Source organism: Bacillus sp. 1A (assembly GCF_052682215.1).
Genome location: NZ_JBQYLZ010000001.1, coordinates 5,080,533 through 5,093,820 on the forward strand (window position 1 = coordinate 5,080,533; position 13,288 = coordinate 5,093,820).

At 36.1% G+C, this 13,288-nt stretch carries 14 protein-coding genes; all 14 read right to left on the reverse strand.

Annotation, left to right across the window (positions count from 1 at the left end; all coding sequences use genetic code 11):
• Positions 1-24: 24 nt before the first annotated feature.
• The 14 genes from ACUN0F_RS25940 to ACUN0F_RS26005 all read right to left on the reverse strand — a co-directional run bounded on the left by ACUN0F_RS25940 (position 25) and on the right by ACUN0F_RS26005 (position 13,183).
• The gene (locus ACUN0F_RS25940) at positions 25-1,287 is read right to left on the reverse strand and encodes a tetratricopeptide repeat protein (RefSeq protein WP_001168667.1); all 1,263 of its coding nucleotides are present in this window, start codon (positions 1,285-1,287) and stop codon (positions 25-27) included.
• Positions 1,288-1,637: 350 nt separating this feature from the next.
• Positions 1,638-2,750, reverse strand: a complete 1,113-nt coding sequence (hisC, locus tag ACUN0F_RS25945; protein ID WP_046958925.1) for a histidinol-phosphate transaminase — start codon at positions 2,748-2,750, stop codon at positions 1,638-1,640.
• 120 nt (positions 2,751-2,870) lie between these two features.
• Positions 2,871-3,956: a 3-dehydroquinate synthase gene (aroB, locus tag ACUN0F_RS25950; RefSeq protein ID WP_064473268.1), complete on the reverse strand. Its 1,086-nt coding sequence runs from the start codon at positions 3,954-3,956 to the stop codon at positions 2,871-2,873.
• Positions 3,956-5,128 carry a chorismate synthase gene (gene aroC / locus ACUN0F_RS25955; protein ID WP_001269357.1) on the reverse strand — a complete coding sequence of 391 codons (1,173 nt, stop codon included), beginning with the start codon at positions 5,126-5,128 and terminating at the stop codon, positions 3,956-3,958. The genes aroB and aroC overlap by 1 nt, the downstream gene beginning before the upstream one ends.
• Positions 5,129-5,401: 273 nt before the next feature.
• Complete coding sequence (gene ndk, locus ACUN0F_RS25960) at positions 5,402-5,848, reverse strand: nucleoside-diphosphate kinase (protein WP_000415885.1); 447 nt, start codon at positions 5,846-5,848, stop codon at positions 5,402-5,404.
• Positions 5,849-5,972: 124 nt separating this feature from the next.
• Complete coding sequence (hepT, locus tag ACUN0F_RS25965) at positions 5,973-6,935, reverse strand: heptaprenyl diphosphate synthase component II (protein WP_000776074.1); 963 nt, start codon at positions 6,933-6,935, stop codon at positions 5,973-5,975.
• Positions 6,936-6,994: 59 nt separating this feature from the next.
• Complete coding sequence (menG, locus tag ACUN0F_RS25970) at positions 6,995-7,708, reverse strand: 2-heptaprenyl-1,4-naphthoquinone methyltransferase (protein ID WP_001187660.1); 714 nt, start codon at positions 7,706-7,708, stop codon at positions 6,995-6,997.
• 29 nt (positions 7,709-7,737) lie between these two features.
• Positions 7,738-8,487 carry a heptaprenyl diphosphate synthase component 1 gene (locus tag ACUN0F_RS25975; RefSeq protein ID WP_002007280.1) on the reverse strand — a complete coding sequence of 250 codons (750 nt, stop codon included), beginning with the start codon at positions 8,485-8,487 and terminating at the stop codon, positions 7,738-7,740.
• Between the two features lie 212 nt (positions 8,488-8,699).
• On the reverse strand, positions 8,700-9,269 hold the full coding sequence (folE, locus tag ACUN0F_RS25980) for a GTP cyclohydrolase I FolE (RefSeq protein WP_001151478.1): 570 nt from the start codon (positions 9,267-9,269) through the stop codon (positions 8,700-8,702).
• Between the two features lie 120 nt (positions 9,270-9,389).
• On the reverse strand, positions 9,390-9,662 hold the full coding sequence (locus ACUN0F_RS25985; RefSeq protein ID WP_001043860.1) for an HU family DNA-binding protein: 273 nt from the start codon (positions 9,660-9,662) through the stop codon (positions 9,390-9,392).
• Positions 9,663-9,961: 299 nt separating this feature from the next.
• On the reverse strand, positions 9,962-11,440 hold the full coding sequence (spoIVA, locus tag ACUN0F_RS25990) for a stage IV sporulation protein A (RefSeq protein ID WP_000416519.1): 1,479 nt from the start codon (positions 11,438-11,440) through the stop codon (positions 9,962-9,964).
• Between the two features lie 242 nt (positions 11,441-11,682).
• Complete coding sequence (locus ACUN0F_RS25995) at positions 11,683-12,396, reverse strand: hypothetical protein (protein ID WP_445540415.1); 714 nt, start codon at positions 12,394-12,396, stop codon at positions 11,683-11,685.
• A gap of 64 nt (positions 12,397-12,460) precedes the next feature.
• Entirely contained in the window at positions 12,461-12,664 is a 204-nt protein-coding gene (locus tag ACUN0F_RS26000) for a DUF2768 domain-containing protein (protein WP_001288995.1), read from the reverse strand.
• A gap of 267 nt (positions 12,665-12,931) precedes the next feature.
• Complete coding sequence (locus ACUN0F_RS26005; RefSeq protein ID WP_000369753.1) at positions 12,932-13,183, reverse strand: stage VI sporulation protein F; 252 nt, start codon at positions 13,181-13,183, stop codon at positions 12,932-12,934.
• Positions 13,184-13,288 lie beyond the last annotated feature (105 nt).

Sequence of the window (13,288 nt, forward strand, 5' to 3'; positions counted from 1 at the left end):
AGCGGTATTCAGTTTCCTTCCAACTTATGAAAAATCCTCTAAATTATATAACAATTCTTCAATATGAATTTGTGTCGGGTCTAGTTGTATTAACTGAGTAAATACTTCTTTCGCCTCTTTTCGCATACCTTCTTCCAATAAGAAATAACCGTACTCTTCCAAGAAGTCTGGATGATTCTTAAAAGAAGTATATGCACTTTCATAGTGTTTTAATGCATCCGAATACATTTCTAATTGTTTTTTTGCAAACGCAAGATCCCAAAGTAGTTGTGTATCTGGTTCTCCGCTATCAATCGCACGCTCTACAACTGCAATTAACTCTTCATATTTTTCCTGTTCTTTTAAGATATACGCATATTTTAATATCGCACCTAAATGTCCTGGATCTAACTCAAGCGCTTTTTGAAGCACTTCCTCTGCTTCCGCTATTTTTCCTAATTTTGCCGCAATGTTCGCTAATTCTACGTAAAATGGTACAGAAAGCTCATCTACTTTAATTCCTTCTTGAAGTGTTTCATAGCTTTCTTGAAGCATTCCTTCTTTTTCATAGCTTTTCGCCAAATACATGTAAAGCGATGCATACTCCGGATCTAATTCTTTTAGTTCTTGCCAAGCACCAATTGCTCTTTGGTATTCTTCACCTTGGTATAATGTGAAGGCATATCCAAATAATGAGTGGATATCTTTTTGTTCCTCTAAACCTGCTTCATAGTAAGAGATCGCTTCTTCCCAATTTCCAATCGCACTTAACGTCTCTGCGAGGCGAAGTGCAATGACAACACCACCCATGACTTTATGTTCTGCTAATAGCGACTCATAATGAGTGATTGCCTTTTGTTCTTCACCTTTACTACTATATAACTCTGCTAATCCAAACGTAATAACAGGTTCGTCAGGCATCATTTCTTTCGCCTTTAATAGTTTTTGTTCTGCTACATCATCGAAACCTTGCATTTGGAATAAATCTGCAACAAGTAATAACGATTGAACATATAAGTCATCATTTTCTGGAATATCATGAAGCACTTCAATCGCTTCATCTTCTTTGTCTAGATCAATATATAATTCTGCTAAAAATACAGTGAATTCACTTTCTTCCGGATACAATAAACGCAAGTCTTCTGTAATAGCTAACGCTTCATCCGTAAATCCAAGTGTATGATAATAGCGAGCGATATCATACTTCTCTTCATCATTCGCAATTTTTAATTGTTCTTTTAATAATTGTAATCCTTTTTCCGCTTCACCATTTTCAATATATGAAACAGCTTGTTCAAACTTTTGCATAAACGTCTCCTTTAATTCTAACAAATATTATTTTCTGTTCATTTACCCCGATTGGTGCGGGCTAATAATCAGTGAGGGGATAAGCATCCCCTCACTGATTAAAGTTTCACTTTATCATAAGCAACTAGGTGTACGAACGCAACCTTTAGAATAAGCATACTTCTTCTTGTACTTTCACTCATAACGATTCGAATATGACACCGATACCGCATTACTACTTTCTATTGTACCGTTTTCTTTCATTACCGTGCAAATAACTTCCCTTATTAATTATTAACACGCACGGATCAAGCTTTACAGGCCTTCATTTAAATAAAAAAGACTCCTATATTAGGAGCCTTCACAAACTCTTAAGAGTATGTTTCTTCTTTCTTTACTTGCTCATTTACAAGCTCTTTCAATAATTCTATAATTTCATCATTTTCTTCTTTCAAACCGACAGTAATACGAATACCATCATGTATACCAAATGCAGCACCAGAACGAACAATATATCCTTTCTTCATTAATCGTTCGAAAGCCTCATTACCAGGAATACCGAGTTTTAAGAAAATGAAATTTGTTTGAGATGGATAATAGAATACGTTATATTCCTTACAAAATGCGTAATATTGATTTAATCCTTCTTCATTTTTTTTCACACATTCTTGTAAAAATACTTGATCTTCTAATGCAGCGAGTGCTACAGCCTGCGCTACAGTCGATGTATTAAATGGTAACCTTGCTACTTCTAGCTGCCCGATTAAATTCGCATTACCAACCGCATATCCGATACGGAAAGCAGCTAAACCATATGCTTTTGAAAACGTGCGTAAAACCATAAGATTTTCATACTTTTCAAGAAGTGGTAATGTTTGCGGATAGTCTTCTGCCCCCACATATTCATAATATGCTTCGTCCATAATAACGAGCGCTGACTTAGGAACTGATTCTAAAAATGAAAGTAAGTTTTGTTTCTCTACATATGTACCTGTCGGATTATTCGGGTTACAAATCCATACAATCTTCGTTTTATCATCTACTTGCTGTAACATCGCATCTAAATCGTGAATGCCATCTTTAAGTGATACTTCACGAACTTCTGCTCCTTCAATAACAGCATGGTGATGGTATTGCGAGAATGTTGGATTCGCCATTACAACATTTGTTCCTTCATGTAGTAATGCACGGCTAATCATTTGAATGACTTCATCTAATCCACTACCAAATAACAGTTGTTCTGCTTTGACACCTAACTGCTCTGCTACTTTTGTCCGAAGTTCAAATGCATATCCATCTGGATAAAGAGCGTATTGACTCGCTAAAGAAGTTAATGCTTCTGTTACGCGTGCTGAGCAACCGAATGGATTTTCGTTCGATGCTAATTTCACAATTTTTGATAATCCATATTCCCTTTTTACTTCTTCAATATTTTTCCCAGGTACATATGCTCTCAAAGTTAACAATTGCTCTTTCACTCTCATTTTTCTTCCCCCAGTCGTTTTATTCAATTCAATTACAATAAGGTTGTAATCTCTCACTGCAATCGTTTATCTTAACCGTCACTATTACGAGGATACCTTTAAACAAGCACTTCTTAGCTCTTAAACCATATCCTTTTGAAATGCCTCTAACGCAATATGAACAGTCTCATCTGGAATAGATACGACATTCACTACCCCATATTCCTGCATTAACACCATATGAATTGCTCCAGCGTTCGCTTTCTTATCTTGTTTCATTAATTGAACGAGACGCTCTACATTCAAATCACTTGGCATTTTTGGATATCCGTACTTTAAGAACCACTGCTTCATCTCTTCATAAGAAAGATTAACCTTGTACACTTGCTCACTTAAAAATAAGGCAAATAACATTCCAACCGCTACTCCGTCACCGTGAGTAATATTTCCATATCCTAGTTCTTTTTCAAGAGCATGGCCTAACGTATGTCCAAAGTTCAAATGAGCACGTACACCTTTTTCTGTTTCATCTTGCGATACAATGTTTGCCTTTACAGGAATTGCCTTCGTTAATATATGGATTAACTTCTCATCACGAAGATCCGCTAATGTTTGCACTTCTTCTTTTAACCAATGATACAGCTTTACATCACCAATAAGAGCATGTTTTATCACTTCTGCATAACCTGAACGCCACTCTTTTTCAGGAAGAGACTGTAAAAAAGGCGTATGATATACAACTGCTTCTGGTTGATGGAATGCCCCTATCATATTTTTACCTAACGGGTGATTAATTGCTACTTTCCCACCTACTGCGCTATCGTGAGCTAATAAAGTCGTTGGAACTTGAACGAAGCGAATTCCACGCATAAACGACGCAGCAACAAAACCAGCTAAATCTCCAATCATCCCGCCTCCAAGTGCAATAATTAAAGAATTTCTATCTAATTTATTTTCAAGAGCTGACGTATGAGCCGCATAAAAATTTTCAAAAGACTTCTCTTTTTCGCCACTCGGTACGACAAATGAAAATACTTTTTGCTTTATTTGCAATGCATCTACAACTGTCTGTAAATGTAAAGTTGCAACAACTTCATCTGAAATGATCATGATGTTTGATACAGATGGCTGCATGTTTTGAATGATTGTTGTCAAATGTGACAACGATTCTTTTCCTACATGTACATCATATTCTTTTGATTTCGTTTGAATATGTATGTTTCCCATTAAAATCCCCTCGCATATTCATTATGTTTCTCAATATTTTCACGAATAAGGTCCATACGATCTAATCCGAATTGTTCTATTAAAGCTGTCGCTAATTCCCAAGCCACAACCGCTTCTGCAACGACACTAGCTGCTGGCACAGCACAACTATCTGAACGTTCAATGCTCGCTGTAAAAGGCTCTTTCGTTTCAATATCTACACTTTGAAGAGGTTTATATAGTGTAGGGATCGGTTTCATCACACCGCGCACAACAATTGGCATTCCAGTCGTCATACCGCCTTCTAATCCACCTGCATTATTTGTTCTTCGTGTATATCCATGTTCCTCATTCCACAGAATTTCATCATGAACTTCACTTCCCGGTCTATGCGCTGCTTCAAAACCAATTCCAATCTCGACGCCTTTAAAAGCATTAATGCTCATAATTGCAGCTGCTAATTTTGCATCCAGTTTTCGATCATAATGTACATAGCTACCGACCCCAATTGGCATTCCTTCCACAATCACTTCAACGATTCCACCTATTGAATCACCATTTGCTTTCGCATCATCAATTGCTTTCATCATTTGGTTACCTGCTTCTTCATCTAAGCAACGTACAGGTGATGCTTCTGTAATACTTTTTAATTCTTCAATTGAACTATACGTAATTTCCTGAGCCTCAACACCGCCAATTTCAATTACATGGCCCGCCACTGTAATACCAAGTTCTGCTAACACTTTTTTAGCAACCGCACCAGCAGCAACACGCACTGTCGTTTCGCGTGCTGAAGAACGCTCCAGTACATTTCTCATATCTCTATGACCATATTTAATTGCACCATTTAAATCAGCATGCCCAGGTCTTGGTTTTGTTACTTTCCTTTTCATTTCTTTTTCTTCTTGTTCCGTTAAAGGCTCTGCGCCCATAATTTTTGTCCAATGTGCAAAATCACGATTTTCAACAACAAGTGCAATTGGAGAACCTAATGTCTCTCCATGTCTAACACCACTTACAATTTGCACTTGATCTGTTTCAATTTGCATGCGTCTACCACGCCCATGCCCCTTTTGCCTTCTAGCTAACTCTTCATTTATATCATCCGCTACTAAAGGCAGTCCTGCCGGAACACCTTCTATAATCGTTGTAAGTTGTGGACCATGAGATTCACCAGCTGTAATATATCGCATACGTTATTCCTCTTTTCGTATATGTATTTATCCCGCTATATTAAGCAATGATATTATCTTTCCTTACTCTAAAAATATGAAAGTAATTATATATTTGATCAGCCATTCGCTTATTCTCCAATAGGCCTTTTACTTTACATATCAATATATCATAACAGCTCTAACTTCGTAACTAATTGCAACAAAAAAAGTGCAAGAAGAATACCCCTATTCTCCTTGCACTTTCTACTATTATCACAGTGATTAAAGCGTTTACAAATTATTTCAAAATAATTAGTAAATCCATTCATTCATTAATTTTGAGTAATCAACTAATTCTTCTTCCTTAAAGAAAATAGCAATCTCGCGCTCTGCACTTTCTAACGAATCAGAACCATGGATAATGTTTTTCGCAACAGTTACACCGAAATCTCCACGAATTGTTCCAGGAGCTGCTTCATGTGGTCTTGTTTTACCCATCATGTTACGAGCTGTATCTACTACACCTTCACCTTGCCATACCATTGCGAATACAGGTCCAGATGTAATAAAGTCTACTAATTCACCAAAGAAAGGTTTCTCTGTGTGCTCAGCATAGTGTTGTCCAGCAATTTCCGGAGTGACTTGCATTAATTTTGCACCAACTAATTGAAAGCCTTTTTTCTCAAAACGAGCTACGATTTCCCCAATGAAGGCACGTTGTACACCGTCTGGTTTTACCATTAGAAATGTTTTTTCCATAAAAAATCTCTCCACTTCTGAATTATGTATGTAATTGTATATCCCCACACACATATTAACACCCTTATCACAATTGCGCAATAGTTTTGAAATAGAGAGATTATTTTATTTTTTAGAAAAAACACTAAAATTTTCGTTTCCCAATATACTTTGCTACATTTTGTAATGCATACTTCGCTTGTCCACGCGGAAGTGGTTTTATGATTTCTAATGCTTTATGTAAATAACGTTCACTAAACGCAAATGCTTGATCAATAGCGTCACTATTTTTTACAGCCTCAATAATTTCTTTCATTTCGTCCGCTGTTGTATTTTCATGTACAGATGTGATTTTCTTACGAAGCACGGGATCTTCCATAGCGTATAGGGCAGGAAGCGTAATATTCCCTTGTAACAAATCACCACCAGCAGGTTTTCCAAGCTTCTCTTCTGTGGAAACGAAGTCTAAAATATCATCAATAATTTGATACGACATTCCTACAAAATACCCATACCAAAATAGTCGATTTACCGTATCACGATTAGCGCCAGCAGCAATTGCTCCTAGTTGACAACTCGCAGCAATTAATAATGCTGTTTTTCGCTTTATTCTTCTTAAATACGTTCGTAAATTTTGGTCATAATTGTACTTATCTTTAATTTGTTCAATTTCACCTTTACACACTTCTAAAATGGTATGCGATAGCGCCTGATGCGCCTCTGGAATTTCGATATTTGTTATACATTCAAGAGACTTAGCGAACAAATAGTCCCCTGTATACATTGCAATACGATCTCCCCATTTCGCATTCACAGTTGCACTACCACGTCGTAAAAATGCAGCATCAATAACATCATCGTGAACAAGAGAAGCCATATGAATAAGTTCTAACGCAACAGCTACATGCTTAATTGCATCTAACTTATAATCTCCAAATTTTCCCGCAAGCAACACAAATACAGGACGAATTCGCTTCCCACCAGCTTCAATAAGTTGTAATGCCGCCTCTTCTACCAATGGCTGTTCAGAAGCAACTGTCTTTTTTAATTCTTTTTCTATCACATTAATATCCGATCGTAAAAAAGAGTACATAAGTTGTAACTTCATATTGTTCACCTTAACCTAAAACTTCTTTTTTCTTTTTTCTTTTTTCTTTTTTCTTTTTTCTATTTTGATTCTGGTTTCATACCTAAATGCATCGCTGCTACTCCAAAAGTAAACGGCTTCACTTGTACACGTTCAAGTCCAGCTTCTTCAAACATATGAGCCAATTCTTTCATACCCGGGAATGTACTAGCAGATTCTTGCAGCCATGAATATTCTTTAAAACTTTTCGCAAATAACTTTCCAAATAACGGCATGATATATTTAAAGTATAAAATATATCCTTGTCGAAAACCAATCATTGTTGGTTGAGATGTTTCTAAACAAATTACTTTTCCACCTGGTTTTACTACACGCGTCATTTCTTTTAATACGTGCATATAATCCGGTACGTTACGTAAACCAAATCCAATCGTTACATAATCAAATGTGTTATCTTCAAATGGAAGTTCCATTGCATTCCCGTGTAAAAGTTCTACTTGTTTTAATTGTAACGCCTCTACCTTTTGCTTACCGACAGATAACATATTTTCACTGAAGTCTAAACCAACAACCTTGCCCTGTTCACCTACCGCTCCAGCTAGCGCAATTGTCCAGTCCGCTGTCCCGCAGCATACATCGAGAGCCTTGTTACCTGGTTTTACATCCATAATGCGCATCGTCTCTTTACGCCACGCTTTATGTCTTTGAAAACTAATGACAGAATTCATCACATCGTATTTATCAGAGATTTTCTCAAATACATCATGTACTCTTTCTTCTTTTGATTGTTGCATGCTCGTACCTTCTTCCAATGTAAAATTGCTTATGTCTTCGATTTATCTCTTAACACAGAGTTTATTTCGCTTATATCTGTGTGGTTTTTCAAATATTGATTTTCTTTCTTTCTGAGTTCCATCATCCATCCATGAATAACTGTTTCTGCCTCCGCTTGATCCTTCGCAATCCCTTGAACTGCTTGAAAAACAGGTGAATGTTGTTTTTCAGCATGCAGTTCACATTCTTTTTGAAGACGGTTTTTTCCTAGTACATACGTTATAAATGGCTTCCAATGCGATAAATGAAAATGATCACATGTTTTTTGCAAGAGTGCAGACTCAATCGTTACTACACTTTCCATTATGTCATCCATCGTTTCATGCGCTTTTTGATATAACATTATTTTGTGTTCATTAATTTCTTTAATTCCTTCAGCAAGCGCACGAATTAAAACAATATCACGATTCATAGACAGTAAGTAATAATATAACCCGCTATAGTAATCACCAGCAAGCACTGTTAACTGGCGACGTTTATGCGATTCATTTGCTTCTTCCCCTGCTTTATTTGATACTCTTTCATGTGTATCAAGCGCAATTTGCACAAGCATAATCGTTACTACATAATGCTCAATTTGTTCTATATGTAAATTTTCACTTTTTAAAGCACCATATAACAATGCTATTTTTTCTTCATCAATAAATGGTTCTTCAATATAGTTTATAAAATAAGGATGGCGTAATTTCTCCATCAATTTCTCTCTTATACCCGCATACCCTCCGTAGATGTCACACACAAAAATCACCCTTGTTTTCTAATTCATAAAACTTATTATAACACATACATTCTATTTTCTATAACCAAAACTTGGCTACTCTTTCCAAACTTCCACCGAACTAAATAACATCTTCCATTCTTTTTAGTAGTCTTTCTATTCTCACTCTGCCTTGCTAAAACTATATCATTTATTTACATAAAAAAAAAAGAAAAGCAGTTTCCTACTTTTCTTTACTTTGTTTTAATAAAAGATAAAATTTCACTACGTGCCGCTGCATCATTTTCTAACACACCACGTACTGCTGTTGTTACAGTTTTCGCGCCCGGCTTTTTCACACCACGCATCGTCATGCACATATGTTCCGCTTCTACTACTACCATTACACCATGCGGTTCTAGTACTTCCATAATAGAGTTCGCTACTGTTGATGTAATACGTTCTTGCAGTTGTGGACGACGTGCAATTGTATCTACAGTTCGAGCTAATTTACTTAACCCTGTCACTTTTCCGCCTTGCGGAATATATGCAACGTGAGCAACTCCATAGAATGGAACTAAATGATGCTCACACATCGAATAAAACGGTATATCTTTTACTAGTACAAGCTCCTCGTGATCTTCTCCGAACACTTTATGCAAATGTTCTTTCGGATCTTCATGCATACCCGCGAACACTTCTGCGTACATTTTTGCCACACGCTTTGGTGTATCAAGTACTCCCTCACGATTTGGGTCATCTCCGATTGCCTCTAAAATAAGGCGTACTGCATGTTCAATTTGTTCTAAATTAACTTTTGCCATCCGCTAGCCCTCCCGAAAACCTAAAAGTGATACGAACACATTCTAGCATATTTATGTTTTTAAAAGCAAAAAGAAGAGTTCCCAAAAAGGAAACTCTTCTTCCCTGTTAATATGTAAGGATTATTTAACCGCATCTTTTAACGCTTTACCAGGTTTGAATGCAGGTACTTTACTTGCAGCGATTTCAATCTCCTCACCTGTTTGTGGGTTACGACCTTTACGAGCCGCACGCTCACGAACTTCGAAGTTACCGAATCCGATCAGTTGTACTTTATCACCTTGTTTTAAAGCTTCTAAGATAGAATCAAAAACAGCGTCTACTGCTTTTGTTGCGTCCTTTTTAGAAAGGGAACTTGCTTCTGCAACAGCATTGATTAAATCTGTCTTGTTCATGCCATTCACCTCCTCCCAAAGATAAGACTGTATAATGATCATAAAATGAGTCTTACTTTCATTTGTAGGCAATTTTTACAAATTCTATACTACAAAGATGTAGATAAATCATTATCAACGCCTATATTATACGATTCTCCTTTATAATTCAATATTTTTAAGGAAATTGTTACTCTTAAAATGTGAAAATCTGATGAAACTTGACAATTTACAACAATATATTAGATAATGACTGTTTATTTTGCTATTCTATACGCGAAAATCAAAAAAAATCCCTCTACGATGAGAGGGATTTTTTCTTATAATATAATCGCAATTAATCCGCCAGATCCTTCATTAATAATTCTTTCTAGCGTTTCTTTTAATTTATATCTCGCATTTTCTGGCATTAAAGATAGTTTCGCTTGAATACCTTCTCGAACAATAGAGCTAAGTGAACGTCCGAATATATCAGAATTCCAAATTGATAATGGGTCATCTTCAAAATCCTGCATTAAATAACGAACTAATTCTTCACTTTGCTTTTCAGTACCAATGATTGGCTCAAACGTTGACTCCACATCTACTTTAATCATATGAATAGACGGAGCTACAGCTTTTAGTTTCACACCAAACCTTGAACCGTGACGAATAATTTCTGGCTCATCTAAGCTCATGTCAGCTAACGCAGGCGCTGCTACACCATATCCTGTTTGCTTTACCATACGCAGGGCATCCGCCACTTGATCATATTCTATTTTCGCATGAGATAAATCGAGCATAAGCTTTAATAAATGATCTTTCCCTCGAATTTCTACTCCTACTACTTCTTTTAAAATTTGATCATATAATTCATCTGGTGCATATAAATCAATCTCTGCTACACCTTGCCCCATATCAATGCCAGCTAAGCTCGCTCGATCAATAAATTCATACTGACTAAACTGCCAAACGACACGGTCCACATCACGAAGACGTTTTATATCCTTCACAGTCTCTTGAACAGCTTCTTGATAACTTTGGCGTAACCAATGCCCTTCATTTAACACCATCACCCAGCTCGGAAGGTTAACATTCACTTCTAAAACCGGGAACTCAAATAAAGCCTCTCGAAGCACATTGTACACATCTGTTTCCCTTAAACTTTCTACACTCATCGCAATGACTGGGATATCATATTCTTCAGATAAACTTTGGCGCAATTGCTCTGTATCTGGATGATACGGCTGTACAGTGTTAATGATCATAATGAAAGGTTTTCCGACTTCTTTTAACTCATTTACTACGCGTTCTTCTGCCTCTATATAATCTCTTCTTGGAATTTCCCCAATCGTTCCATCTGTTGTAATTACAACACCAATTGTGGAATGTTCTTGAATTACTTTACGTGTTCCGATTTCTGCAGCTTCATGGAATGGAATAGGTTCTTCATACCAAGGAGTATTAATCATGCGCGGGCCATTCTCATCTTCATAGCCTTTTGCTCCTGGAACCGTATATCCAACGCAATCTACCAATCGAATATTCACTTCAAGACCTTCATCTACTTCGATAGAAACCGCTTGGTTTGGAACAAACTTCGGTTCCGTCGTCATGATTGTACGACCAGCAGCACTTTGAGGCAGTTCATCCTGCGCCCTTTGACGGTCAGACTCATTCTCAATATTAGGAATAACTACAAGTTCCATAAATTTTTTAATAAATGTTGATTTCCCTGTTCGAACAGCTCCTACAACTCCAAAATAAATATCACCGCCTGTGCGTTCCGCAATATCTTTAAAAATATCTACCTTTTCCAAGTGATTCCCTCCCTCAATATTTTTGGGAATAATTCCACATTTATAGTCAACTAATACCTTCTCTAACGTTGCCTATAATATCTGATATAATATAATGGTATTCTAGAAGTTCGGACAATATATCATATAATTTTGTCCAATTTCATATGACTATTAAAAAATACCTTTTGTTTGCATCGCAAGTTGTGTAACATAAAAAACCTTTCTTCTAGAACTTATTCACTAAAAGAAAGGTTCATGACTTATGATTTTAAAAAAATTGGTTCTCCATTCTTTACCGTATACGGTAAAGAATACGCAGGTACAAATGGAGAATCTTTCGAAAGTATATTCCGAATATCTTCCCCTTCCTTAAATTGCCCTTCATTTTTTTTCAACGCTTCATATAAATCGATTCGATAATCAACATAAATTTCTCCCTTTTCATTGATTACAAAAGGAAGCCCTTTACCAGAATACGGACTTGTCACTTGCGGCACATCTTTATATCCTAGTTTTTTGAAATCTAATTCATACACACCATCTGAAATTACCTTTTTAAAAGGCGGATATTGATGTTCATCCCGATACATCTTAAGCTTTAATGATAATTCCTGGATTTGTTCAGCCATCCTAACATCAATTAACTTTACTGTCGGGTCTGTTTCAACGTCTATTAATACGTATTGGTATACTCCTCCGCTTTCATACGCATTTCCTGGCGCTTCTTGTATGTAACGCGGAGCAATCTTTTGAAAATCGATTGGATACTTTTGATAAATAGGCGTACTCATATCCCGCGTCTTAATTGGCAATATCCCCTCATTTTGCTCCTTAAATGTCACTACAGCTTTTTGAACAACCTGTATCTGATCTTCATAAGGAACGGCATTTTGTTTCATATTTTCTTTCGGATACAGACATCCTGTTAAAAGGCTCATACAACAAAATATTAAAATAATATGGACTTTTTTCACTAGAAATCACCTTTTCATACTAATATAACTTGCTCCGTATGTAGCATTTTCGAGACCATTCCCTTTACTGCTGTACAGGTCCACTAAATACAACAAGAAAAATAACAATTCCTGACACAATCATAAGGGTGTACGCTACTAACGCTGTAATCCCTTTCAAAAATTTATTCTTTATTTTGTATCTACTTAGTAAAATAAAACTTACTGCAAAAAACATAAATCCAATTGCTCCTAAAGCAAACCACATTTTTATGAGCCCTTCTGACATATACACACCCCTTTTTATTAATCTATTTTTATACTATTTTAACAAATTAAAATCTTTAAACAAATACAAAAAGAAACATTTTACTAAAAATTACGAATATATAACTTTAATCAACAGGTTTTTTCGCATCTTCCACTAATCTAAATAAAAATAAAACCGAAGCGAGTGTATCTCTCGCTTCGGTTGACCAAATATGCCCAAAACAGCTCTATTCCCATACTTTCATGGCTATCATATGCAATCTACAAACTCTTTGTTTCTTATATCTTATTTTTTAAACATTTTGCTTAACGAACCAAAATCAGCGGGCATATTATTGTTAATAATCGCTTTTACAATTTGATCCTCTTGTTCTTTCGGCACTTCACGTCCTGCCATAAGAGCCACTTGATGAATCAATTGACGAAGCACAGTCTCATCACGTAAATTCGCATTCTGTACAGATGATGCTAATTTAAAAATATCTTCTTTATTCACTTTCGCTTCTTTTTCAATGTTATTAAAAATGTTATTATCCATTCTTTTCACCCTCTCCTCAAGTTACTCTTCATCCTATGCAAAATTAAAAAAATGGTGAAAAGACCCATAAAAATAAAAAGCGACAGAAGTACAAATGTACTTCTG

Excerpts from the sequence above, each read along its gene's own strand:
- menG (WP_001187660.1), bottom strand. The coding sequence starts at position 7,708 with ATGCAACAATCAAAAGAAGAAAGAGTACATGATGTATTTGAGAAAATC.
- ACUN0F_RS25940 (WP_001168667.1), bottom strand. The coding sequence starts at position 1,287 with ATGCAAAAGTTTGAACAAGCTGTTTCATATATTGAAAATGGTGAAGCG.
- ACUN0F_RS26000 (WP_001288995.1), bottom strand. The coding sequence starts at position 12,664 with ATGTCAGAAGGGCTCATAAAAATGTGGTTTGCTTTAGGAGCAATTGGA.
- aroB (WP_064473268.1), bottom strand. The coding sequence starts at position 3,956 with ATGGGAAACATACATATTCAAACGAAATCAAAAGAATATGATGTACAT.
- aroC (WP_001269357.1), bottom strand. The coding sequence starts at position 5,128 with ATGCGATATATTACAGCTGGTGAATCTCATGGTCCACAACTTACAACG.
- ndk (WP_000415885.1), bottom strand. The coding sequence starts at position 5,848 with ATGGAAAAAACATTTCTAATGGTAAAACCAGACGGTGTACAACGTGCC.
- folE (WP_001151478.1), bottom strand. The coding sequence starts at position 9,269 with ATGGCAAAAGTTAATTTAGAACAAATTGAACATGCAGTACGCCTTATT.
- hepT (WP_000776074.1), bottom strand. The coding sequence starts at position 6,935 with ATGAAGTTACAACTTATGTACTCTTTTTTACGATCGGATATTAATGTG.
- ACUN0F_RS25985 (WP_001043860.1), bottom strand. The coding sequence starts at position 9,662 with ATGAACAAGACAGATTTAATCAATGCTGTTGCAGAAGCAAGTTCCCTT.
- hisC (WP_046958925.1), bottom strand. The coding sequence starts at position 2,750 with ATGAGAGTGAAAGAGCAATTGTTAACTTTGAGAGCATATGTACCTGGG.
- ACUN0F_RS26005 (WP_000369753.1), bottom strand. The coding sequence starts at position 13,183 with ATGGATAATAACATTTTTAATAACATTGAAAAAGAAGCGAAAGTGAAT.